This is a genomic window from Enterobacter cloacae complex sp. P42RS, assembly GCF_014930595.1.
Taxonomy (GTDB): domain Bacteria; phylum Pseudomonadota; class Gammaproteobacteria; order Enterobacterales; family Enterobacteriaceae; genus Enterobacter; species Enterobacter bugandensis.
On sequence record NZ_JADBRK010000022.1, the window covers coordinates 17,614 to 40,311 of the forward strand.

A 22,698-nucleotide genomic window follows, 5' to 3' on the forward strand; every position below is an offset into this window, starting at 1 on the left:
TAGTTATACGGGCTGACACGGCAAAATGCCAGCCGGGGAGGGCGCTCTCGGACTATTTTACGTAGACGATCTCATTGACGTACCAGCTGGCTTCACCGGCTGGGGTCTGAACGACGGCTAAATCGCCCACTTCCTTTTTCAGCAGCGCGCGGGCCATCGGGGAGTCGATGGAGATGTAATCTTTACGACCAAAAATTTCATCGTAACCGACGATGCGAAAACGCAGGGTGTCACCATCGTCGTTTTCAATCTCCACCCACGCGCCGAAGAACACTTTGCCCTCCTGCTGCGGGGAGTAATCGACAATTTTAAGATTTTCGAGACACTTCGTCAGATAGCGTACCCGGCGGTCAATTTCGCGCAGCCGCTTCTTGTTGTACTGATAATCAGCATTTTCGCTGCGATCGCCCAGGCTTGCCGCCCAGGTCACCTTTTTGGTTACTTCAGGACGCTCTTCGCGCCACAGGTAATCCATCTCTTTTTTGAGCTTTTCGTACCCTTCGCGGGTGATCAGGGGCGTTTTCATGGTGCTGCCTTTGCTGCCGGTTCTCTGTTTTGCGCACAATACGTACCACACAGTGTAACAGACAGGATTAATAATGATTTATGTGATGAAATGAACAGATAAGCTGCTGTTAAATATGCTTTGTAACAATTTCGACTAGAATTTATACCAGAATTAACTGGTCGAATACGTGCACTTTTTTAGAATACGCTGTTACAAAGACTATCCGAACCTTTGGGAGTACACACAATGCAAGAAAACTACAAAATTCTGGTCGTGGATGACGACATGCGCCTGCGCGCGCTGCTTGAGCGTTATCTGACCGAGCAGGGCTTCCAGGTTCGTAGCGTCGCGAACGCTGAGCAGATGGACCGTCTGCTGACCCGCGAATCTTTCCATCTGATGGTTCTCGACCTGATGCTGCCGGGTGAAGACGGGCTTTCTATCTGCCGCCGTCTGCGCAGCCAGAGCAACCCGATGCCGATCATCATGGTGACGGCGAAGGGCGAAGAAGTTGACCGTATCGTAGGCCTCGAAATCGGCGCCGACGACTACATTCCAAAACCGTTTAACCCGCGCGAGCTGCTGGCGCGTATTCGTGCCGTGCTGCGCCGTCAGGCGAATGAACTGCCGGGCGCGCCGTCCCAGGAAGAAGCCGTCATTGCCTTCGGCAAGTTCAAGCTGAACCTCGGCACGCGCGAGATGTTCCGTGAAGATGAGCCAATGCCGCTCACCAGCGGCGAGTTTGCCGTACTGAAAGCGCTGGTCAGCCATCCGCGCGAGCCGCTTTCACGCGACAAGCTGATGAACCTGGCGCGCGGTCGCGAATACTCCGCAATGGAACGCTCCATCGACGTGCAGATCTCCCGCCTGCGCCGCATGGTGGAAGAAGATCCGGCGCATCCTCGTTATATTCAGACCGTATGGGGTCTGGGCTACGTGTTCGTTCCGGACGGCTCTAAAGCATGAGGCGAATGCGCTTCTCGCCGCGAAGCTCGTTTGCCCGCACCCTCTTACTGATCGTCACCCTGCTGTTCGTCAGCCTGGTGACGACCTACCTGGTGGTGTTGAACTTTGCGATTCTGCCGAGCCTCCAGCAGTTTAATAAGGTCCTGGCCTACGAAGTGCGTATGCTGATGACCGATAAGCTGCAGCTGGAGGACGGCACGCAGCTGGTTGTTCCCCCGGCATTTCGCCGTGAAATCTACCGTGAACTGGGCATTTCGCTTTACTCCAATGAAGCGGCGGAAGATGCTGGCCTGCGCTGGGCGCAGCACTATGAATTCCTCAGCCAGCAGATGGCGCAACAGCTGGGTGGCCCGACGGAAGTGCGCGTTGAGGTCAACAAAAGCTCGCCCGTCGTCTGGCTGAAAACCTGGCTGTCACCCAACATCTGGGTACGCGTTCCGCTGACTGAAATCCATCAGGGCGATTTCTCGCCGCTGTTCCGCTACACCCTTGCCATTATGCTGCTGGCGATAGGCGGCGCGTGGCTGTTTATCCGTATCCAGAACCGACCGCTGGTCGACCTGGAGCACGCGGCGCTGCAGGTCGGTAAAGGCATTATTCCTCCTCCACTGCGTGAATATGGTGCCTCTGAAGTGCGCTCAGTAACGCGCGCGTTTAACCACATGGCGGCAGGCGTTAAGCAGCTGGCGGATGACCGTACGCTGCTGATGGCCGGCGTCAGTCATGACCTGCGCACCCCGCTAACGCGTATTCGTCTGGCGACGGAGATGATGGGTGAAGAGGACGGTTATCTCGCCGAGTCTATTAACAAGGACATCGAAGAGTGTAACGCCATCATCGAGCAGTTCATCGACTACCTGCGCACCGGTCAGGAGATGCCGATGGAAATGGCCGATCTGAACGCGGTGCTGGGCGAAGTGGTGGCCGCAGAAAGTGGTTATGAGCGTGAAATTGATACTGACCTTCAGGACGGTGAAATTCAGGTTCGTATGCACCCGCTTTCCATTAAGCGTGCGGTGGCCAATATGGTGGTTAACGCGGCGCGCTACGGTAACGGCTGGATTAAGGTTAGCAGCGGGTCTGAACTCAACCGCGCCTGGTTCCAGGTGGAAGACGACGGCCCGGGCATTAAGCCCGAGCAGCGTAAGCATCTGTTCCAGCCATTTGTGCGCGGCGATAGCGCGCGCAGCACCAGCGGTACGGGCTTAGGCCTGGCGATTGTGCAGCGTATTGTGGATAACCATAACGGATTGCTGGAGATTGGTACCAGCGAGCGGGGCGGGTTGAGCATTCGCGCCTGGTTGCCGGTTCCGGTGACGCGGGGGCAGGTGAAAGAGGGATAGTGCGGTCTGATGCCCTCACCCCGGCCCTCTCCCACGGGGAGAGGGAGAAAACATTAAAAAAGGCAACTTTCGTTGCCTTTTTGCTTTTACCTACAGCTTCGGACCCGCGCTCACCAGCGCAGCGCCCGCCGGGGTATCGGTGTACTTCTCGAAGTTCTCGATAAACAGTTTCGCCAGCGATTCCGCCTTCTCGCGCCACTGTTCCGGCGATCCGTAGGTATTGCGCGGGTCGAGGATACGCGTGTCCACACCCGGCAGTTCCGTCGGAATGGCCAGATCGAACATCGGCAGCGTGAAGGTTTCGGCGTTATCCAGAGAACCATCCAGAATGGCGTCGATAATGGCGCGGGTATCTTTGATAGAGATACGTTTGCCGGTGCCGTTCCAGCCGGTATTCACCAGGTAGGCCTGCGCGCCGGATGCCTGCATGCGTTTCACCAGCACCTCAGCGTACTGCGTCGGGTGAAGCGACAGGAAGGCTGCACCGAAGCAGGCGGAGAAGGTTGGGGTTGGCTCCGTGACGCCACGCTCGGTACCCGCCAGCTTGGCGGTAAAGCCAGAGAGGAAGTGGTACTGCGTCTGGCTGGCGGTCAGGCGGGAAACCGGTGGCAGCACGCCGAACGCATCCGCCGTCAGGAAAATCACCTTCGTGGCATGGCCCGCTTTTGACACCGGCTTCACGATGTTGTCGATGTGGTAGATCGGGTAAGAGACGCGGGTGTTTTCGGTTTTTGACGCATCGTCGAAGTCGATAGAGCCGTCGGCACGCACGGTGACGTTTTCCAGCAGCGCGTCGCGGCGGATCGCGTGGAAGATATCCGGCTCGGCCTCTTCAGACAGGCGAATGGTCTTCGCGTAGCAACCGCCTTCGAAGTTAAACACCCCGTCATCGTCCCAGCCGTGTTCGTCATCGCCAATCAGACGGCGTTTTGGATCGGTGGAGAGCGTGGTTTTCCCGGTGCCGGAAAGACCGAAGAACACCGCTACGTCGCCTTTCTCGCCGACGTTCGCCGAGCAGTGCATAGAGGCAATACCGCGCAGCGGCAGCAGGTAGTTCATGACCGAGAACATCCCTTTCTTCATTTCGCCGCCATACCAGGTACCGCCGATCAGCTGAATACGTTCGGTCAGGTTGAAGGCAATGAAGTTTTCGGAGTTCAGACCCTGCTCTTTCCACTGTGGGTTAGTGCATTTCGCACCGTTCATCACGATGAAGTCAGGTGTGAAGTCCTGCAGCTCTTCGTCGGTCGGACGAATAAACATATTCTTAACGAAATGCGCCTGCCAGGCCACTTCGGTAATGAAACGCACGGAAAGGCGGGTATCGGCGTTAGCGCCGCAGAAAGCGTCGACAATGAACAGACGCTTACCGGAAAGTTGATGGGTGACGAGCCCTTTCAGATGCTGCCAGGTTTCCGGGGAGAGCGGTTTGTTGTCGTTCTTCCCTTTGCCCTTGTCAGCCCACCACAGCGTATCGCGGGTAGTTTCGTCTCGGACGATATACTTATCTTTCGGCGAACGACCGGTAAAGATACCGGTATCGACGGCGATAGCACCAAGGTTCGTCAACACACCGCGCTCGTATCCTTCCAGTGCTGGATTGAGCTCTTCCTGATACAGCGTATCGTAATCGGGGTTGTAGACGATTTCCTGGACGTCGTGAATACCATAAGCCTTGAGATCTTGCGGGGTTAAACCAGTAACACGCATATCACTGCTCCTTAGCCAATATGTACTGCCTGAAATTGTAGGGTTTTTCTGGGGATGTTAACCGCGACGGGGCTCATAGATTTGTGCATCTGGATAAAACCCTTACTAACGGAAAACGCTGCGACTCCAGTCACAGTGCAGGCGGATTATCGCAGGAATCGCTTTTTGGTTGGGGAAAATGTTCCGAAAAGGTTAAGAGGTGGTGATTTTATCGGAGAGAATGTGAATGTAATCGCATACATGTAAGAAAATTACGTAAGAGTTACACAGGGAAAACGATTCAGCTTTTGGGGGATTTTTGCCCCTCACCCTAACCCTCTCCGCAAAGGGGAGAGGGCAGAGTGAGGGGGAGCGTATTAATGAACCTGCGGATCCGCCGGAGAGGCGTTATTGCGGATTTCAGCGATATCCATTGAATTGAACACGTAGTGCGTACCGCAGTAGTCACAGTGCATATCAATTTCGCCGTCTTCAGCCATGATGCTGTCGATCTCTTCATCCGGCAGAGTTTTCAGTGCGCCAGCGCAGCGCTCGCGCGAGCAGGTGCACTTAAACTCCACGGACTGCGGATCGTACACGGTCACTTCTTCTTCGTGGTACAGACGCCACAGCACGTCGGTCGCCGACAGGTTGAACAGCTCTTCCGCCTTGATGGTTTCGGTCAGCGTCGCCAGATGCTCAAAGTCATTGGTCTGCGCGTCCTGCGCTGGCAGAACCTGCAGCAGCATGCCGCCCGCAGCAGGCTGGCCGTCCACTTCACCGGTACGGATGAACAGACGCGTCGGCAGCTGTTCGGAGCGCATGAAGTAATCTTCCAGGCAGGCTGCCAGGGTATCGCCTTCCAGACCGACCACGCCCTGATAGCGTTCACCTTCCTCCGGGGAGATGGTGATCACCAGGTAGCCATTGCCCACCAGCGTTTTGAGATCAGCATTTTCAGGAACGTCGCCCTGAACGCGCGCTACGCCGCGCATCTGCTGCTGGTTATTGCCGTTGATCACCGCCAGCGTCATCGGGCCGTCACCCTGCAGCTGCACGGTGATATCACCGGCAAACTTCAGCGTTGCGGTCAGCAGGCTGGTGGCAACCAGCAGTTCGCCCAACAGGGTCTTCACCGGCAGCGGGTAGTTGTGGTTTTCCAGAATCTGTTTCCAGGTTTCGGATACGGTGACCAGCTCGCCGCGCACGGCGAATTGTTCAAACAGATAGCGGTGTAATTGGTCGTGTTGGGCCATTTTCATCTCTCGTGCGGGTGAGGGTTACTCGCTCTCACCGTGTTTAAATTTCATCAGATCGCGGCGCTCTTTTTTATCCGGTCGCCGGTCCGGGTGGGGCATGGTCAGCGCATTCATTTTGCGCGCCAGCGCGGTCTTCTCGCGCTTTTCAACGCTTTCAGCCGTCTCTTCGTAAAGCAGTACGGCTTCCGATGCGGGCCGCCGCTGTTCGGTAATGGCTTTAATCACTACCGTACGTTCATCGTTGCCCTGGCGCAGCGTTAAGGTGGCGTTCAGCTCAACCAGCTTGCTCGGCTTGCTGCGCTGGCCGTTGTAATGCACTTTACCGCCGTCAACCATTTCACGGGCAAGGGCGCGCGTTTTATAAAAACGGGCTGCCCACAGCCATTTATCCAGTCTTACCCCATCTGAGGGCTTTTCTTTCATGGCGTCTCCTTCACGGTCAGTGAGGGGATCATCTGGCGGTAGTCGTTCAGTCCCGGATGGCGCAGATAGCTTTTTTCAGCCAGACCAGAGTCAGGATTAGTGACGCCCAGACAGTAGCGAATGCCAAACGTTGCCGCAGAATCCAGAATAGGCTCGCTGTCGTCAATGAACAGCGTGCGCTCCGGCTGCAGGCCGGTCTCTTCCTTCACCGCATGCCACAACCGCTGATCCTCTTTCGGATAACCAAATGTGTGGGTGGAAAGTAATAAATCAAGGTGCGACGCCAGTCCCGTATGCTCCAGCTTCACGGCCAGGTTATGTGGATGCGCGTTAGTCAGCAAAATACGGCGCTTGCCGCTTGCTTTCAGCGCGTCCAGGAAGGGAACCGTATCTTCGCGCAGCACGGCGCGTGGTCCCTGGGCAGTGGTCATGGCACAAATATCCAAACCGAGGCGCTCGCTCCAGTAGTCCAGACAGTACCAGTTTAGCGTATGTTGCACCGCGCTATATTGCGAACGAATGAACGCCTGCGCTTCTGCCGGGGAGATACCCTGCTGCTCACCATAGGTTTCCGGCACCAGCTTTTGCCAGAAATAGTTATCAAAGGCGAGATCGAGCAGCGTGCCGTCCATATCCAGCAGAACGGTGTCGACCTGCTGCCAGTCGATATCAAGATGCATAGGGGGGAACTCCAGCCAGAAGAAACGTGCGCGACAGGGTAGCACATCTTGTCGCGCAACGACGTTATCAGATCAGGCTCTCAGAGGAGGGGATCAGCTTAGGATTGAGGCAATTCTCATAATATTGCTGGATCTCCGCCAGACGCGTGCGGGAGCGCTGGTAGCGGCGCAGGGCCATAAAACCGTTCCAGAAAATGGCGATCAGCATGGCGATCATCAGCAGAGAGGTGCCAATGTAACGCCACAATCCTGCGCTGTCCGGCATCCGGTGCAGGCCGATATGGCGCGTGCCGTTGGCGTCGGTGTAGATGCTTGTGACAATCCCTTCGGCACTGAACGGCGTTTGCATCAGCATCTGCGCCAGACGCTGGAACTGGCTCCACTGCTCCTGGGCCGGGTAGTCATAAAGCGCTACCTGCGGGTAAGGCTGATCGACCAGGTCGCTGCCTTCATCGCTGGCAATCACAAAGCCGCCCGGTGCCGGACTGTTGAGCGCCTGAGCCGCCCGGGTGGTTTCGCGCATCATAAACGGCGATGTCGAGGTGGCGACCAGGTTATCAAGCGATTCCGCGCTGACCGGACGCAGCAGCACGTTGACGCCATCCAGTCGTCCCGCCTCGGCGCGTTTCACCAGCGAGTCCCAGTCTTTACTGTTCCCGAGGTTAACCAGCGCGTTCTTGAGGCGTATGCACTCATCCTGCGAGGAGCATAAGTCCTGGGTTTTCAGGACAATGTCGCCAAAATCATCCAGCAGAATCATGCCTGATTTCTGAATAGCGGAACGCAGCGCGGGGCTGACGCGTGAATCATCGTCCGGTTTAGGGTGCAGCTGGCGGTTGACCGTCTGGGTCAGCGCCGTGGCTTTATTCACCACTTCGGATTCCGGCAGCGGCAGCGGCGGGGCGTCGTTCCAGATAATTTGCGAACAGTCGAACGGCGTGAACGGTGAATTCTGGCGCGTGTTCCACGCCCCCGGGGTATGGATATTACACATTCCGGTGCCTTTCAGGCGCAGCGTATCGCCCACCCGTACACCCGCTTCATCGAGCTGGTTGACGCTGGTCGCCTCGATGGTCTGCGCGCCTTTGATCCACGACAGGGTAAATTTGATGGGCATATCCAGCGGCACGAAAAGCAGCAGCATGATAAACACGAGCCCGGCGCCGGCGGCGATGACCGTGCTGCGGAGCCAGTGCTGAAGCGGGAAATTTTTCACTTCATCATGCAGAGACAGGAAGCGCCCCTGTCGCACAACGTGGCGGTCAAGATAGATATCAATATCGGTTTTCTGCCCTAAATCCTGCGCAATCCACGGTTGCCAGTGGCGCGGGTAGATCAGGTCGATAATCCCGAGTGAGATATTGTTGAGATGCTCCTGATCGTTCTCACCGAACAGGCCCCAGCGCTTTGGCGTGCCACGCAGGCAGTGGATCTCCCGCAGCGAGGTTTTGGCCGGTGGGGCAAAGAGCCCCCACAGCCCGGCCGCAAGAAGCAACACTGCGCCACCCGCCAGCCATGGGACAAAGACGTCCGGCGTCAGCAGGCAGACAAAAAAGAGCAGGAAAGCGGCAACGATCAGGATGGCTTCACGAATACCGTCCGGACGGCTCAGGGCGTACTCTTCATGCGTCTCCTGACGAATATTCAGCAGCTCAATCTGCTCGGTCTCTTCACCACGAATAGAGGCCTGCGTTGAACTCGCGCGTTCCAGCGCAAAGCGCGGGGCTTCGTGAAGATAGTCATTCAGGGTATGGCCGTTGAGCGAGATTACCAGCGGCAGCGAATCGGTGTGAATCAGCTCAACGCTGTTTTCGTCGTTAATGTACTGCTCCCAGGACGGAGGCAGATGCACCTCAACCGAATCCAGGTAGTAGCGCCACTTGTTGGGGTCGTCAGTCGTAATGCCATAGCGCGTGATGGAGCGCGTCACGCAGAGCACGGTGTCACTTTGCGCGTTAAGCTTAAGCGCGACAGGTGCAGTCGTGGCTCCCGTCGGCCCAGGCGTTAACTGAGAACGGTTCAGCGTTTCGAGATAGTTTTCAACTGCATCGCGCTCGTCTTGCGTGAGTTTACGCGTTGTCGCACCCGCGAAGGCATTTAAAAAGGGCAGCCGGTAACGGCGCTGTATGCGTCGCCTGTACAGCCACCCTGCAATCAATGCGCTGACCAGCATAGCAGCGAGAACAATCAAAATGGTGCTCATGCTTTCCCCATCTTACTTATCTTACAGGTGTAGTCAGTAGCACCTTTACATTGAATGAGAGTCTGTGGCTGGCTATCGGCAAGTATGGAGTCGAACTTGAGCATTCTAAAGCGCATCCCAGTGACCGGTGATGATAGCAAAGCCTGTCATGGCGCGATATCAGCAAATTCCTGGAAACATTTCAACCTCTTGACATTTGTTTTGAATTGAGGATTGATCCCTGCTGCGTTGCATAAATGTAAATAAAGAACAATTGACATTGCCGAAACCGTGCGGCATATCGCACAATAACGCCAGTTCACACTGCTAAGACCCCATCAAGATGAGCAAACCACTACAAAAACCCACCATTTTGCACGTTGAAACTGTCGCCAAATCGCGCCTGTTTAACGTCGAGAGTGTGGATCTGGAGTTCAGCAACGGTGTGCGTCGTGTTTATGAGCGTATGCGCCCCTCTTCGCGCGAAGCGGTGATGATTGTCCCTATCGTCGACGATCATCTGATTTTGATCCGCGAATACGCCGTGGGGACGGAATCTTACGAGCTTGGGTTCTCGAAAGGGCTCATCGATCCGGGTGAAACGGTCTTTGAAGCAGCAAACCGCGAGCTGAAAGAAGAGGTGGGTTTTGGCGCGAACGAACTGTCGTTCCTGAAAAAACTGAGCATGGCGCCGTCCTATTTTTCCAGCAAAATGAACATTGTGGTGGCTGAAGATCTCTATCCTGAATCGCTGGAGGGAGATGAACCAGAGCCGCTGCCGCAGGTTCGCTGGCCGCTGGCGCATCTGATGGATCTGCTTGAAGACCCTGACTTTAACGAGGCTCGCAACGTGAGCGCGCTGTTCCTGGTTCGCGAGTGGCTGAAGGGGCAAGGGCGGCTGTAGGCCATAAAAAAGCCGGGTGGCGGCTTCGCCTTACCCGGCCTGCAATTCTTTGCCCGGTTTTTACCGGGCATTTTTATGCTTAAAACAGCTCGTGCGTTTCGCCGTTATCAATAATCTCTGTACCCACCTCATGCACCGCCTGTGTGGTTGGCTGCGTACCTTCGATAAAATACTCGGCACGGCTATTACCGCCGTTAGCGAGCTGGCCGGTGCTGCGGTCAATATTGACCGTCACCACGCCCGGTGGCGGCGTCAGCGGCTGCTCCGGCACGCCTTCAAGAACGGATTTCATGTAGGCATCCCAGGCCGGCTGCGCGCTTTTGGCACCGCCTTCGTAGCCTGAAATCTGATCTTTAATCGCGCCGGATGCCGTGGTACGGCCTAAATCACGGCGATGATCGTCGAAACCGATCCAGACTGACGTCACCACACCCGGCCCATAGCCGGAGAACCACGCATCCTTCGAGCTGTTAGTTGTCCCGGTTTTACCGCCGATATCATGGCGCTGCAGATCGCGCCCTGCTCGCCAGCCGGTACCCTGCCAGCCGGGTTCACCGAAGATGTTGGTGTTCAGCGCGCTCTTGATCAGGAACGCCAGCGGCGTGTTGATCACGTGCGGGGCATACTCCTGCGCGCCGGTCTGCGCCACCAGCGACTGGTTAGCCTGCTCCAGCTGCGGCTGCGGCAAGACGATATTTGGCTGCTCCTGAGAAACGGCAGGGTCTTCCATGTCCTTGTTTTCGAGCACCTCGGATTTCGGCGTGTTGCCGTAAATGACCGGAATATCACACTCAGGGCAGGCAATTTTCGGCTTCGCTTCAAACAGCACGCCGCCCTGGTCGTTCTCGATTTTGCTGATGAAGTACGGGTCAACCAGGAAGCCGCCGTTGGCCATCACCGAGTATCCGCGGGCGACCTGAAGCGGCGTAAAGGAGGCTGAGCCCAGCGCCAGCGACTCGGTGCGAACGATGTTCTGCGCCGGGAAGCCGAAGCGCTGCAGGTACTCTGCCGCATAGTCGACGCCCATCGCGCGCATGGCACGCACCATCACCACGTTTTTCGACTGCCCCAGACCCTGGCGAAGACGAATAGGACCGGCATACTCCGCAGGAGAGTTCTTCGGCTGCCAGTCGGAACCGGCACCGGCATCCCAGCGGGAGATCGGCACGTCGTTGAGGATGCTGGCAAGGGTCAGTCCCTTATCCATTGCAGCCGTGTAGAGGAACGGCTTGATGTTTGAACCCACCTGACGCAGCGCCTGCGTGGCGCGGTTAAATTTGCTCTGGTTGAAATCGAACCCGCCGACCAGCGCCATTACCGCCCCGTTCTGTGGGTTGATGGAGACCAGAGCCGAGTTCACATCCGGTACCTGCGCCAGCCACCAGGCATCGCCTGACTTGCGCACCCAAATCTGCTGCCCGGCCTGTACCACGTCGGTCACCTTGCGCGGCGTTGGCCCCTGCAGGGTGTCCGAACGGTATGGACGCGCCCAGCGAATACCGTCCATGCGCAGGGAGACGGACGTGCCGTCCGCCAGCGTCGCAACGGCTTCCTGAGGATCGGCCTGCGTCACTACGGCTGGAAGGAGCGGACCATAGGTTGGCAGCGCTTTCAGCGTGCTGGTGATTTTTTTGCTGTCCCATGCGCTTTCGCCCACTTTCCAGAGCACGTTCGACGGTCCGCGATAGCCGTGACGCATATCGTAGTCCATCACGTTATTGCGCACCGCGTCCTGAGCCGCCTGCTGCACTTTACGGGTAACGGTGGTGTACACGCGATAGCCATCTTCATAGGCCTTGTCGCCATAACGACTCACCATCTCCTGGCGCACCATTTCGGTCAGATAAGGGGCAGAGAAGGCGATCTCAGGGGCGTGATAATTGGCGTCAATGACGTCGTTACGCGCCTGGTCGTACTCGCTCTGGCTGATATAGCCTTCGCTCAGCATACGTGACAGGACGACATTACGACGTGAGGTAGCGCGATCGAGCGAGTAAAGCGGGTTAAACGTGGACGGCGCTTTTGGCAGACCTGCAATGGTTGCCATTTCGCTTAGGGTGAGCTGTTCAACAGGCTTACCGAAGTACACCTGCGCGGCTGCCCCCACGCCATAGGCACGGTAGCCCAGGTAGATTTTATTGAGGTACAGCTCAAGGATCTCGTCCTTGTTCAGCAGCTGCTCAATACGGATCGCCAGGAACACCTCTTTGATCTTACGCGTCAGCGTCTTTTCAGGGCTGAGGAAGAAGTTACGCGCCAGCTGTTGCGTAATGGTGCTCGCCCCCTGGGAGGCGTGACCGGAGAACAACGCAATGCTTGCGGCACGGAAAATCCCGACCGGATCGACACCGTGGTGCTCGTAGAAACGGCTGTCCTCTGTGGCGATAAAAGCTTTCACCATCACGGGAGGAATTTGGTTTAAGGTCAGCGGGATACGACGCTTCTCGCCATACTGTGCCATCAGCTCGCCATCGGCGCTATAGACCTGCATTGGGATCTGGAGACGCACATCGCGGAGCGTGGCGACATCAGGTAGCTGTGGCTCAATATATTTGTACAAACCGTAAATCGAGCCTGCTCCCAGCAGAATGCAACAGACTGCAAGGATGAATAAATACTTTACGAACTTCACCGGAGATTTCCCATTTGGTTTCACTTGGGCAGTTTCTAAACAATCGCGCGGTAGTATAAAGGCAAGCCTGAGTCATTGATATAGCCGTCAAGGCGACGGGCGATAAGGAGATCGTGAAGCATGGCTTTCAAAACATGGCAAACGGGCGTTCATATTCAACAGGATAAGGTCCTGATTACGGCACTGGTCCGGGAGAGAGGCGGCTGGTGCTTACGCCGCTGGTGGGCCATTTCTCTGGCCGAAGGCATCATTCGTGACGGCAAAATTTGTCAGCCAGAAGCGCTGGCCGATGCCTTACGCGACTGGCGAAAAGCGCTCCCGCACTACCACCGGGTATTTCTCTCCTTTCCTGCTGCACGGACTCTGCAAAAAACGTTGCCCCGACCGGCTCTTGCATTGCGCGACAGCGAGCAGCTCTCGTGGATGGGGGCGGCGCTTTCGCGCGAACTGGAGATGTCGACAGAGTCCCTCTGTTTCGACTACACCCAGGACACCTTCAGCAATACGTTTCACTTGACTGCCGCACAAAACAAAGAGGTTGAAACGCTTCTTGATCTGGCGAAAACGCTACGTTTGCGGCTGGCGACCATCACCCCGGATGCCAGCGCGCTGGCGAACCTGCTGCCTGCGGTAGCGCCGACGCAGTGCGTCGCCTGGCGGGATGCGCATCACTGGCTGTGGGCTATGCGCCATCAGTGGGGGCGTCGTTATACCACTGAAGCAGAAAACGTCACTGAGCTGGCGGCGCTGCTGGCCCTCAACCAGAATGACATCGCGTTCTTTGATGCCGAACGGTCCCCATGGGAAACGCTGCAGCGCTGGCATGCGCCTCTTCCCGAATGCGGGGCTGACTATACCGTCGCGCTGGCGCTGGCCATGAGCGAGGTGCCTGAATGAACGTGACCAACTTCCTGCCCTGGCGTCAGCAGCGGCGCGCGCGATGCCTGCGTTTCTGGGGAACCGTGTTTTTCGGCGCATTGCTGCTCATGCTGGTGACCGTTTTTAGCGTAAGGATGAATTATCTGGTAACGCTGCGCGCGCTGCAGGCTCAACTGGCGGGCACGCAGTCCGTGCAGCGTGGTCTTGTGTCTCGCCAGCGACCCACCGCAGAGGTGCAGAACCCTGCGGGCACGCCGCAGCACCGCGCATGGCAACCGGTGCTGGAGTCACTTTCTGAGGCCATGCCTGCGCAGGTATGGCTGACAGAGCTGCGTTATCAGCCTCCTGCTCTGATGTTGATCGGCTATGCCACTACCCTGCAGGCGCTTTCTGCCTTGCGTAATGGGCTGGAGCACATAGACGGCTTTACGCCCGGTTCTGAGGGGGAACTCCGGCAGGATAGCCAGGGGCGCTGGATGTTCACTCTGCACCTGAAAAGCGAGGGGTAATGCGTGGAGACCTTGCCAGAACGCTGGTGTGAAAGTCGTCCCTGGTGTCGGCTGGTCTGCGGGGGGCTGGGTATTCTCCTGATGGGCCTGACAGCATGGGGTGTATTGCTCCGGCCAGCAGAGAGGCAGTGTGCGGAGCAGCGGCAGCAGTTGAGCCAGGCGGCGCGGACTAACGCGTCGCTGTGGCCCACCGCCAGTCAGGTGCCGTTTAGCCCGCAAACCCGGACGGCACTGGAGATAAAGCCCTTTTCACCGCTCGATTTTCAGGGGGAGGGTACAAGGCTCCTTCACTGGAAGCCGTTGCAAAACGGCGGTGAACTGGCGCTGGAGGCGCAGTGGCAGGCGATCCCGCCTCTTTTTTCCCGGCTGGCGCAGCGGGATGTGCGGGTCGCTGCTTTTACGCTTGCGCCACAAAGTACGGCGTTACGCCTGAGGCTGGAGCTGGAATATGCGAAATAGCGCGAGATACCTGCTGGTTTGCTCGACGCTGCTGTTGACCGGCATGCGCGATCCGTTTCGCCCGCCGGACGACCCCTGCGCCACAGCCGAGTTGGCACAGTGGCACTACCGCGGAATGGTGGGAGGGCAGCAGCGCGTTGGTATTTTGCTGGATGGGCAACGGCGCTGGCATCGTCTGAAAGAGCACGATCGTTTCCCGGCGGGCTGGCGGATAACGGCCATCAATGAAACGGAACTGGTTGTTGATGTGGGTGACTCATGCGATCCCGAAGAATGGGCGTGGCAACGAGAAGGAAAGGATAAAAATGAAGTTAAGGATAGTGCTGTTGCTGCTGGCGTTCAGCCGCCCGCTGTGGGCCGCCGCGCCAAAGCCGGTCACGCTGGTGGTGGATGACGTGCCGGTGGTTCAGGTGCTACAGGCGCTGGTTGCGCAGGAGAACCGTAATCTGGTGGTATCGCCGGATGTCGGCGGCACGCTCTCGCTTAACCTGACGCGCGTTCCCTGGCGGCAGGCGTTACAGACGGTAGTCACCAGCGCCGGACTCGTTTTACGAGAGGAGGGCGGTATTTATTATGTCCATACCGCGGCCTGGCAGCGTGAACAGCGGGAACGTTTAGAGCAGGAGCGAGCGCGTCGACAGCTTGATGCTCCGCTGGTCTCGCACAGCATCCCATTTTCTTATGCGGATGCCGGAGAACTGCAAAAAGCGGCTGAAAAGCTCCTGAGCCCAAAGGGGAGTTTATCTGTCGACAAACGCACCAACCGTCTGCTCATCAGGGATAACCAGGCGGTGCTGGAGGCGCTGCAGCAGTGGGCGGCTCAGATGGATATTCCCGTCGAGCAGGTCGAACTGGCGGCGCACATTGTCACCATTAATGAAAAAAGCCTGCGAGAGTTGGGGGTGAAGTGGAATCTTGCCGAGGCCACTGAGGCGGGCAAGGTTGGACAGCTCACGACGCTTGGCAGCGATCTTTCCGTGGCCAGTGCTACCACGCATGTGGGGTTTAACATCGGGCGGATTAACGGCAGGCTGCTGGATCTGGAGCTCTCTGCGCTGGAGCAAAAACAGCAGGTCGATATCATTGCCAGCCCGCGGCTGCTGGCCTCGCACATGCAACCGGCCAGCATTAAGCAGGGGAGTGAGATCCCGTATCAGGTTTCAAGCGGTGAAAGCGGGGCGACCTCGGTGGAGTTCAAAGAGGCGGTACTCGGAATGGAGGTCACGCCGGTAGTATTGCCCGGTGGGCGCGTGCGCCTGAAGCTACACATCAGTGAAAACATGCCGGGACAGGTGCTGCAGCAGGCCGATGGCGAAACGCTTGCCATCGATAAGCAGGAGATAGAAACCCAGGTGGAGGTAAAAAGTGGAGAAACGCTGGCGCTGGGGGGAATTTTCTCGCAAAAGAACAAAACCGGCAGTGACAGCGTGCCCGGGCTTGGGAGCATCCCCTGGCTGGGACAGCTTTTTCGCCATGATGGAAAAGATAATGAGCGGCGTGAGTTAGTGGTGTTTATTACGCCACGTCTGGTCGGTATTCACTAACGGGTAACGATCCCCGCAATGATTTTGCATTCAGTTTGTTGCAGATGTTTGACGTGGGGCATGAATTAGCATACAAGGAGTACCGATTTGAGTTGGACTTACGTCTTATTACCTTATGCGTCCGGCGCGGTGATTTAATCAGTTGCCAAACAAGCCGGAGTATTGAGATAATTTTTAGTCTGACTCTCGCTCTATTGCATATGAGGTTTCAGTTCATGTCCTGCTACGCCGGGTGTCTGCGAAGCGGGGATTACCATTAACGAATAGTCTTAGTAGTACCGATAAAATGGCAGAGAAACGCAATATCTTTCTGGTTGGGCCTATGGGTGCCGGCAAAAGCACTATTGGGCGTCAGTTAGCTCAACAACTCAATATGGAATTTTACGATTCTGATCAAGAGATTGAGAAACGAACCGGAGCTGATGTGGGCTGGGTTTTCGATGTAGAAGGCGAAGAAGGTTTCCGTGACCGAGAAGAAAAAGTGATCAACGAACTCACGGAAAAACAGGGCATCGTACTGGCAACAGGCGGCGGCTCTGTGAAATCTCGCGAAACCCGCAACCGTCTCTCCGCCCGTGGCGTAGTGGTCTATCTTGAGACGACCATTGAGAAACAGCTGGCACGTACGCAGCGCGATAAAAAGCGCCCGCTGCTGCAGGTTGAAACGCCACCACGCGAAGTTCTGGAAGCGTTGGCCGACGAACGCAATCCGCTGTATGAAGAGATTGCCGATGTGACCATTCGTACCGACGATCAGAGCGCTAAAGTGGTTGCAAACCAGATTATTCATATGCTGGAAAGCAACTGATTCTGGCTTTATATACACTCGCCTGCGGGTAAAAGCATTAAAGGTGGATGTCGCGTCATGGAGAGGATTACAGTTACTCTCGGGGAACGTAGTTACCCTATCACCATCGCGGCTGGTTTGTTTAACGACCCAGCTTCCTTTTTACCACTAAAAGCGGGTGATCAGGCGATGCTGGTCACCAATGAGACGCTGGCTCCGCTTTATCTCGACCGCGTGCGCCACCTGCTTGAGCAGGCAGGCGTAAAAGTCGACAGTGTGATTCTGCCCGATGGCGAGCAGTATAAAAGCTTGACGGTACTCGATACCGTCTTTACCGCATTGCTGCAAAAACCGCACGGTCGCGATACAACACTGCTTGCCCTGGGCGGCGGTGTTGTGGGCGATCTGACCGGCTTTGCGGCCGCAAGCTATCAGCGTGGCGTCCGTTTTATTCAAATCCCGACCACGTTGCTATCTCAGGTCGACTCCTCTGTCGGTGGCAAAACGGCAGTCAACCATCCCCTCGGCAAAAACATGATTGGCGCGTTCTACCAGCCTGCGTCGGTGGTGGTGGATCTCGACTGCCTGAAAACCCTGCCGAAACGCGAGCTGGCCTCTGGGCTGGCTGAAGTGATCAAATACGGCATTATTCTGGATGGCGAGTTCTTTAACTGGCTTGAAGAGAATATGGATGCGCTGCTGCGCCTGGATGAGGCGAAACTGGCATACTGCATTCGTCGTTGTTGTGAGCTGAAAGCAGAAGTTGTCGCGGCAGACGAGCGTGAAACCGGCTTACGTGCTTTACTGAATCTTGGGCATACGTTTGGCCACGCCATTGAAGCCGAAATGGGTTACGGCAACTGGCTGCACGGTGAAGCCGTCGCGGCTGGCATGGTCATGGCAGCCCGCACCTCTGAACGTCTTGGGCAGTTTAAACCGGAAGAGACGGCACGTATCATTGCGCTACTTGAACGTGCAGGTTTGCCGGTCACCGGGCCGCAGGAGATGTCGGCGCAGGCGTATTTACCCCACATGATGCGCGATAAAAAAGTATTGGCAGGTGAGATGCGTCTTGTACTCCCGCTTGCAATAGGGAAGAGTGAAGTGCGCGGCGGAGTGTCGCACGATGTCGTTCTTGGCGCCATTGCTGATTGCCAGCAGGCGTAACAACTAGAAAGGTCAGGCCACTGTTATCGGTGGTCGTTTAGCTTCAGGCGAAATGCAAAGACGTAGGCATAAGCCTTTGAGTGGGGTGTTAAATGGATGAATTCAAACCAGAAGACGAGCTGAAACCCGATCCCAGCGATCGTCGTACTGGTCGTTCTCGTCAATCTTCAGAACGTGATAACGAGCCGCAGATCAACTTTGACGATGTTGATCTGGATGCAGACGATCGTCGCCCTTCGCGCAGCCGCAACGCGCGTGATGAGCGAGAAGAAGAGGATTATGAGTCCGAAGAAGATTCAATGGACGAACAGCCTGTAGAGCGTCGCCCGCGTAAACGTAAAAAAGCCGCAGCGCAGAAACCGGCCTCCCGTCAGTACATCATGATGGGACTTGGCGTTCTGGTGCTTGTGCTGCTGATTGTTGGCATTGGCTCCGCGCTGAAAGCACCGTCCTCCAACTCAACCGAACAAACCGCCTCCGCAGAGAAGAGCATCAACCTCTCCGGTAATGATGCGACGGATCAGGCGAATGGTGCACAGCCAGCGCCGGGCACCACTTCCGCTGAGCAGACTGCCAGCAACACAACGACGCCGCAGGATGTTTCTCTGCCGCCCGTTTCATCAACGCCTGCTCAGGGCCAGGCACCTGTCACGCCCGAAGGCCAGCAGCGTGTTGAAGTTCAGGGAGACCTGAACAATGCGCTGATGCAGCCGCAAAACCAGCAGCAGGTTGATAACGTTGTGGTTAACTCTACGCTGCCAACTGAACCTGCAACCGTCGCGCCGATCCACGGTGCTACCGCGCAGCCGCAGACGGCAGCAACGGAAACTAAACCGCGCCAGACGCAAACTGCGACGCGTCCTGAACGTAAGCAGGCGGTCATTGAGCCTAAGCGTGAAACCAAGCCTCAGGCAGTGGTAAAAGCGCCTGAAGTGAAAGCCGCACCGGCACAGCCGAAACGCTCTGAAACGGCTGCCGTGAGCGAGCCGGCTAAAGCGCCAGTCACGCAGACTGCGCCGAAAGCGACGGCAACCACAACGGCACCTGCTGCCACCGCTGCGCCTGCCGCAACGGCGACGGCTTCCAGTGCTGCAGCAGGTAAAACAGCTGGCAACGTCGGTTCGCTGAAATCTGCACCGTCCAGCAACTACACGCTGCAGTTGAGCAGTTCGTCTAACTATGACAACCTCAACGGCTGGGCGAAGAAATCGAATCTGAAAAACTACGTGGTTTATCAGACAACCCGTAACGGACAGCCGTGGTACGTGCTGGTGAGCGGTGTGTATGCTTCCAAAGATGAAGCGAAGCGCGCCGTGGCGACACTGCCAGCAGACGTTCAGGCGAAAAACCCGTGGGCGAAGCCGATTCATCAGGTGCAGGCCGATCTGAAGTAATGTTTAAAGCGCAGGATGCTGTCGGAGCTTTCTCCACAGCCGGAGAAGGTGTAATCAGTTAGTCAGCATGAAAAAAAATCGCGCTTTTCTGAAATGGGCAGGGGGGAAATACCCCCTGCTCGATGATATTAAAAAGCACCTGCCAAAAGGCGAGTGTCTTATCGAGCCCTTCGTGGGTGCGGGATCGGTGTTCCTGAACACCGATTTTTCTCGTTATATCCTGGCGGATATCAACAGCGACCTTATCAGCCTCTATAACATCGTTAAGCTGCGTACAGATGAGTATGTGGAAGAGGCGCGCAAGCTGTTTACGCCAGAGAACAACAGCCCTGACGTTTACTATCAGTTCCGCACGGAATTTAATCAGAGCCAGGATCCGTTCCGCCGCGCGCTGCTGTTCCTTTACCTCAACCGTCATGGTTACAACGGCCTGTGCCGGTATAATTTGCGCGGCGAATTTAACGTGCCGTTTGGTCGTTATAAGCGCCCGTACTTCCCGCAGGACGAGCTGTATCATTTTGCGAAGAAAGCGCAGAATGCAGAGTTCCACTGCCTCTCCTATGAAGAGTGCATGGAACTGGCAGGCGTAAACTCGGTGGTCTACTGCGATCCGCCTTATGCGCCGCTGTCTGCGACGGCGAACTTCACCGCCTACCACACCAATAGCTTCAGCCCGGCCGAACAGGCCCGCCTGGCGGAGATGGCGGAAAAACTGGTCAGCAAAAGAATTCCGGTGTTAATTTCAAATCACGATACCCCTGATACGCGCGAATGGTACAAAGCCGCGAAGCATTTTCAGGTTAAGGTGCGGCGTAGCATTAGCAGCAACGGCGGCACACGTAAAAAGGTGGACGAACTCCTGGCTCTTTATCGCCCCTGAGCCGTTTTGCCCGCCGGTAAACACATTTCAAGGAGATGCGGATGAAACAGTTTTTGATTGCCCCCTCAATTCTGTCGGCCGATTTTGCCCGCCTGGGTGAAGACACGGCGGAAGCTCTCGCAGCTGGCGCAGATGTCGTCCATTTCGACGTTATGGATAACCACTACGTTCCCAATCTGACCATCGGTCCGATGGTGCTCAAGGCCCTGCGTAACTACGGCATTACCGCACCGATTGACGTTCACCTGATGGTGAAGCCTGTCGACCGCATCGTGCCTGACTTCGCCGCAGCGGGCGCCAGCATTATCACTTTCCATCCGGAAGCCTCCGAGCACGTTGACCGCACGCTGCAGCTGATCAAAGAGAACGGCTGTAAGGCGGGGCTGGTGTTTAACCCGGCAACACCGTTGAGCTATCTCGATTACGTGATGGACAAGCTGGACGTGATTTTGCTGATGTCCGTTAACCCGGGCTTTGGCGGCCAGTCGTTCATCCCTCACACGCTGGATAAGCTGCGCGAAGTGCGCCGTCGCATTGACGAGTCTGGCTATGATATTCGTCTGGAAGTGGACGGCGGTGTGAAAGTGAATAATATTGGCGAAATTGCGGCAGCGGGCGCGGATATGTTCGTTGCAGGTTCGGCAATTTTCGACCAACCGGATTACAAAAAAGTCATTGATGAAATGCGCCGCGAGCTGGCGAAGGTAAGTCATGGATAAATTGCAGGCAATTCGGGGTGTGGCATTCGACCTCGACGGCACGCTGGTGGACAGCGCGCCGGGCTTAACGAGCGCCGTCGATCAGGCGCTGTATGCACTGGAACTGCCCGTTGCGGGCGAAGATCGTGTGATTACATGGATTGGCAACGGTGCCGATGTCCTGATGGAGCGCGCGTTGACGTGGGCTCGTCAGGAACGTGCGTCGCAGCGTTCCGCGCAGGGGAAACCAAGCGTCGATCACGCCGATATCCCGCAGGATGAGCAGCTGCGTATTCTGCGCAAGCTGTTCGATCGTTTCTACGAAGAGGCCGTCGAGGAGGGGAGCTTCCTGTTCCCGGACGTCCAGGAAACCCTGAGCGCGCTGCACGCAAAAGGCATCCCGCTGGGACTGGTGACCAACAAGCCGACGCCGTTTGTTGCGCCGCTGCTGGAAGCGCTCAATATCGCGAAATATTTTTCCGTGATTGTAGGCGGGGATGACGTGCAGAACAAAAAGCCGCATCCGGAGCCGCTGTTGCTGGTGGCAGGAAAATTATCCTTAACGCCTGCGGAGCTGCTCTTTGTCGGGGATTCGCGTAATGATATTCTGGCTGCCCGAGCGGCGGGGTGTCCTTCCGTCGGTTTAACCTATGGCTACAACTACGGTGAGGCCATTACGCTGAGTGAGCCGGATGTTGTGTTCGACCACTTCAAAGATTTGTTGCCCGCACTCGGGCTTTCGCACAGTGAACATCAGGAATTGAATAATGACTAAGCCCATCGTTTTTAGTGGCGCACAGCCTTCAGGTGAATTGACCATTGGTAACTACATGGGTGCGTTGCGTCAGTGGGTCAGCATGCAGGATGACTACCATTGCATTTACTGCATCGTAGATTTGCATGCTATCACCGCGCGTCAGGATCCTGAGAAGCTGCGCAAAGCCACCCTGGACACCCTGGCCCTCTATCTGGCCTGCGGTATCGATCCTGAAAAGAGCACCATTTTCGTTCAGTCTCACGTGCCGGAGCATGCGCAGCTGGGCTGGGCGCTGAACTGCTATACCTATTTCGGCGAGCTGAGCCGCATGACCCAGTTCAAGGATAAGTCTGCCCGCTACTCTGAAAACATCAACGCTGGCCTGTTCGACTATCCGGTGCTGATGGCGGCCGACATCCTGCTGTACCAGACCAACCAGGTGCCGGTGGGTGAAGACCAGAAGCAGCACCTGGAGCTGAGCCGTGATATCGCCCAGCGCTTTAACGCGCTTTACGGCGACGTATTCAAAGTGCCAGAGCCGTTTATCCCGAAATCCGGCGCGCGCGTGATGTCGCTGCTGGAGCCAACCAAGAAGATGTCCAAGTCTGACGATAACCGCAACAACGTTATCGGCCTGCTGGAAGATCCAAAATCGGTGGTGAAAAAGCTCAAGCGTGCGGTCACCGACTCCGACGAGCCGCCAGTGGTGCGCTACGACGTGCAGAACAAGGCGGGCGTCTCCAACCTGCTGGACATTCTCTCCGGCGTGACCGGCCAGAGCATTCCCGAGCTGGAAAAACACTTCGAAGGCAAGATGTACGGCCACCTGAAGGGTGAAGTGGCAGAGGCCGTTTCCGGCATGCTGACCGAGCTGCAGGAGCGCTACAACCGCTACCGTAACGACGAAGCTTTCCTGCAGAAGGTGATGAAAGACGGCGCGGAAAAAGCCAGCGCGCGCGCGTCCGAAACCCTGAAAGCGGTGTACGAGGCGATTGGGTTTGTGGCGAAACCTTAAGCCGCCACCCGATAAATACGGAC

Annotated in this window: 22 protein-coding genes; 15 read left to right on the top strand and 7 right to left on the bottom strand. The window is 56.5% G+C overall.

Features of this window, described 5'->3' with window-relative positions:
* Positions 1 to 52: 52 nt before the first annotated feature.
* The gene (gene greB, locus IM314_RS19500; RefSeq protein WP_014885539.1) at positions 53 to 526 is read right to left on the bottom strand and encodes a transcription elongation factor GreB; all 474 of its coding nucleotides are present in this window, start codon (positions 524 to 526) and stop codon (positions 53 to 55) included.
* Between the two features lie 228 nt (positions 527 to 754).
* Here greB and ompR point away from each other — a divergent pair, with 228 nt between their 5' ends.
* Both ompR and envZ read left to right on the top strand, forming a co-directional pair.
* Positions 755 to 1,474 (top strand): two-component system response regulator OmpR, encoded by a 720-nt coding sequence (ompR, locus tag IM314_RS19505; RefSeq protein ID WP_001157751.1) that lies wholly within the window; start codon positions 755 to 757, stop codon positions 1,472 to 1,474.
* Positions 1,471 to 2,817, top strand: a complete 1,347-nt coding sequence (gene envZ, locus IM314_RS19510) for a two-component system sensor histidine kinase EnvZ (RefSeq protein WP_028014672.1) — start codon at positions 1,471 to 1,473, stop codon at positions 2,815 to 2,817. Before ompR ends, envZ begins: the two co-directional genes overlap by 4 nt.
* A 90-nt stretch (positions 2,818 to 2,907) precedes the next feature.
* Here envZ and pckA read toward each other — a convergent pair whose 3' ends face one another.
* The 5 genes from pckA to IM314_RS19535 all read right to left on the bottom strand — a co-directional run bounded on the left by pckA (position 2,908) and on the right by IM314_RS19535 (position 9,071).
* Complete coding sequence (gene pckA, locus IM314_RS19515) at positions 2,908 to 4,527, bottom strand: phosphoenolpyruvate carboxykinase (ATP) (RefSeq protein ID WP_041911911.1); 1,620 nt, start codon at positions 4,525 to 4,527, stop codon at positions 2,908 to 2,910.
* Between the two features lie 356 nt (positions 4,528 to 4,883).
* Positions 4,884 to 5,768 carry an Hsp33 family molecular chaperone HslO gene (gene hslO, locus IM314_RS19520; protein ID WP_161495995.1) on the bottom strand — a complete coding sequence of 295 codons (885 nt, stop codon included), beginning with the start codon at positions 5,766 to 5,768 and terminating at the stop codon, positions 4,884 to 4,886.
* A gap of 18 nt (positions 5,769 to 5,786) precedes the next feature.
* Complete coding sequence (gene hslR, locus IM314_RS19525; RefSeq protein WP_028014669.1) at positions 5,787 to 6,188, bottom strand: ribosome-associated heat shock protein Hsp15; 402 nt, start codon at positions 6,186 to 6,188, stop codon at positions 5,787 to 5,789.
* A complete protein-coding gene (yrfG, locus tag IM314_RS19530; RefSeq protein ID WP_028014668.1) occupies positions 6,185 to 6,868 on the bottom strand; it encodes a GMP/IMP nucleotidase in 684 nt (227 codons plus the stop codon). Before yrfG ends, hslR begins: the two co-directional genes overlap by 4 nt.
* A 67-nt stretch (positions 6,869 to 6,935) precedes the next feature.
* Positions 6,936 to 9,071, bottom strand: a complete 2,136-nt coding sequence (locus IM314_RS19535) for an intracellular growth attenuator family protein (RefSeq protein WP_028014667.1) — start codon at positions 9,069 to 9,071, stop codon at positions 6,936 to 6,938.
* A gap of 322 nt (positions 9,072 to 9,393) precedes the next feature.
* Here IM314_RS19535 and nudE point away from each other — a divergent pair, with 322 nt between their 5' ends.
* A complete protein-coding gene (gene nudE, locus IM314_RS19540; protein ID WP_028014666.1) occupies positions 9,394 to 9,954 on the top strand; it encodes an ADP compounds hydrolase NudE in 561 nt (186 codons plus the stop codon).
* Positions 9,955 to 10,033: 79 nt separating this feature from the next.
* Here nudE and mrcA read toward each other — a convergent pair whose 3' ends face one another.
* Entirely contained in the window at positions 10,034 to 12,586 is a 2,553-nt protein-coding gene (mrcA, locus tag IM314_RS19545; RefSeq protein ID WP_028014665.1) for a peptidoglycan glycosyltransferase/peptidoglycan DD-transpeptidase MrcA, read from the bottom strand.
* Between the two features lie 120 nt (positions 12,587 to 12,706).
* Here mrcA and IM314_RS19550 point away from each other — a divergent pair, with 120 nt between their 5' ends.
* From IM314_RS19550 to trpS, 12 genes are all read left to right on the top strand, one after another.
* The gene (locus IM314_RS19550) at positions 12,707 to 13,483 is read left to right on the top strand and encodes a DNA utilization protein HofM (protein WP_193359267.1); all 777 of its coding nucleotides are present in this window, start codon (positions 12,707 to 12,709) and stop codon (positions 13,481 to 13,483) included.
* On the top strand, positions 13,480 to 13,974 hold the full coding sequence (locus IM314_RS19555) for a PilN domain-containing protein (RefSeq protein WP_048957368.1): 495 nt from the start codon (positions 13,480 to 13,482) through the stop codon (positions 13,972 to 13,974). The genes IM314_RS19550 and IM314_RS19555 overlap by 4 nt, the downstream gene beginning before the upstream one ends.
* A gap of 3 nt (positions 13,975 to 13,977) precedes the next feature.
* The gene (locus IM314_RS19560; protein WP_193359266.1) at positions 13,978 to 14,433 is read left to right on the top strand and encodes a HofO; all 456 of its coding nucleotides are present in this window, start codon (positions 13,978 to 13,980) and stop codon (positions 14,431 to 14,433) included.
* A complete protein-coding gene (locus IM314_RS19565; protein ID WP_193359265.1) occupies positions 14,423 to 14,827 on the top strand; it encodes a HofP DNA utilization family protein in 405 nt (134 codons plus the stop codon). The genes IM314_RS19560 and IM314_RS19565 overlap by 11 nt, the downstream gene beginning before the upstream one ends.
* Positions 14,739 to 15,977 (top strand): DNA uptake porin HofQ, encoded by a 1,239-nt coding sequence (gene hofQ / locus IM314_RS19570; RefSeq protein WP_041911920.1) that lies wholly within the window; start codon positions 14,739 to 14,741, stop codon positions 15,975 to 15,977. Before IM314_RS19565 ends, hofQ begins: the two co-directional genes overlap by 89 nt.
* Before the next feature lie 286 nt (positions 15,978 to 16,263).
* Positions 16,264 to 16,785, top strand: a complete 522-nt coding sequence (gene aroK / locus IM314_RS19575; RefSeq protein WP_003861630.1) for a shikimate kinase AroK — start codon at positions 16,264 to 16,266, stop codon at positions 16,783 to 16,785.
* A gap of 57 nt (positions 16,786 to 16,842) precedes the next feature.
* Positions 16,843 to 17,931, top strand: a complete 1,089-nt coding sequence (gene aroB, locus IM314_RS19580; protein ID WP_041911921.1) for a 3-dehydroquinate synthase — start codon at positions 16,843 to 16,845, stop codon at positions 17,929 to 17,931.
* Between the two features lie 92 nt (positions 17,932 to 18,023).
* The gene (gene damX / locus IM314_RS19585) at positions 18,024 to 19,325 is read left to right on the top strand and encodes a cell division protein DamX (protein ID WP_193359264.1); all 1,302 of its coding nucleotides are present in this window, start codon (positions 18,024 to 18,026) and stop codon (positions 19,323 to 19,325) included.
* Between the two features lie 67 nt (positions 19,326 to 19,392).
* A complete protein-coding gene (gene dam, locus IM314_RS19590) occupies positions 19,393 to 20,205 on the top strand; it encodes an adenine-specific DNA-methyltransferase (RefSeq protein ID WP_028014659.1) in 813 nt (270 codons plus the stop codon).
* 41 nt (positions 20,206 to 20,246) lie between these two features.
* Positions 20,247 to 20,924 (top strand): ribulose-phosphate 3-epimerase, encoded by a 678-nt coding sequence (gene rpe, locus IM314_RS19595; protein ID WP_023333698.1) that lies wholly within the window; start codon positions 20,247 to 20,249, stop codon positions 20,922 to 20,924.
* On the top strand, positions 20,917 to 21,678 hold the full coding sequence (gene gph / locus IM314_RS19600) for a phosphoglycolate phosphatase (protein ID WP_041911923.1): 762 nt from the start codon (positions 20,917 to 20,919) through the stop codon (positions 21,676 to 21,678). Before rpe ends, gph begins: the two co-directional genes overlap by 8 nt.
* Positions 21,671 to 22,675, top strand: coding sequence for a tryptophan--tRNA ligase (trpS, locus tag IM314_RS19605; protein WP_028014657.1), 1,005 nt, complete (start codon positions 21,671 to 21,673; stop codon positions 22,673 to 22,675). The genes gph and trpS overlap by 8 nt, the downstream gene beginning before the upstream one ends.
* The last annotated feature ends 23 nt before the right edge of the window (positions 22,676 to 22,698 follow it).

Coding starts and splice junctions, on each gene's coding strand:
- greB (WP_014885539.1), bottom strand. CDS start 526: ATGAAAACGCCCCTGATCACCCGCGAAGGGTACGAAAAGCTCAAAAAA.
- ompR (WP_001157751.1), top strand. CDS start 755: ATGCAAGAAAACTACAAAATTCTGGTCGTGGATGACGACATGCGCCTG.
- envZ (WP_028014672.1), top strand. CDS start 1,471: ATGAGGCGAATGCGCTTCTCGCCGCGAAGCTCGTTTGCCCGCACCCTC.
- pckA (WP_041911911.1), bottom strand. CDS start 4,527: ATGCGTGTTACTGGTTTAACCCCGCAAGATCTCAAGGCTTATGGTATT.
- hslO (WP_161495995.1), bottom strand. CDS start 5,768: ATGAAAATGGCCCAACACGACCAATTACACCGCTATCTGTTTGAACAA.
- hslR (WP_028014669.1), bottom strand. CDS start 6,188: ATGAAAGAAAAGCCCTCAGATGGGGTAAGACTGGATAAATGGCTGTGG.
- yrfG (WP_028014668.1), bottom strand. CDS start 6,868: ATGCATCTTGATATCGACTGGCAGCAGGTCGACACCGTTCTGCTGGAT.
- IM314_RS19535 (WP_028014667.1), bottom strand. CDS start 9,071: ATGAGCACCATTTTGATTGTTCTCGCTGCTATGCTGGTCAGCGCATTG.
- nudE (WP_028014666.1), top strand. CDS start 9,394: ATGAGCAAACCACTACAAAAACCCACCATTTTGCACGTTGAAACTGTC.
- IM314_RS19550 (WP_193359267.1), top strand. CDS start 12,707: ATGGCTTTCAAAACATGGCAAACGGGCGTTCATATTCAACAGGATAAG.
- IM314_RS19555 (WP_048957368.1), top strand. CDS start 13,480: ATGAACGTGACCAACTTCCTGCCCTGGCGTCAGCAGCGGCGCGCGCGA.
- IM314_RS19565 (WP_193359265.1), top strand. CDS start 14,423: ATGCGAAATAGCGCGAGATACCTGCTGGTTTGCTCGACGCTGCTGTTG.
- hofQ (WP_041911920.1), top strand. CDS start 14,739: ATGAAGTTAAGGATAGTGCTGTTGCTGCTGGCGTTCAGCCGCCCGCTG.
- aroK (WP_003861630.1), top strand. CDS start 16,264: ATGGCAGAGAAACGCAATATCTTTCTGGTTGGGCCTATGGGTGCCGGC.
- aroB (WP_041911921.1), top strand. CDS start 16,843: ATGGAGAGGATTACAGTTACTCTCGGGGAACGTAGTTACCCTATCACC.
- damX (WP_193359264.1), top strand. CDS start 18,024: ATGGATGAATTCAAACCAGAAGACGAGCTGAAACCCGATCCCAGCGAT.
- dam (WP_028014659.1), top strand. CDS start 19,393: ATGAAAAAAAATCGCGCTTTTCTGAAATGGGCAGGGGGGAAATACCCC.
- rpe (WP_023333698.1), top strand. CDS start 20,247: ATGAAACAGTTTTTGATTGCCCCCTCAATTCTGTCGGCCGATTTTGCC.
- gph (WP_041911923.1), top strand. CDS start 20,917: ATGGATAAATTGCAGGCAATTCGGGGTGTGGCATTCGACCTCGACGGC.
- trpS (WP_028014657.1), top strand. CDS start 21,671: ATGACTAAGCCCATCGTTTTTAGTGGCGCACAGCCTTCAGGTGAATTG.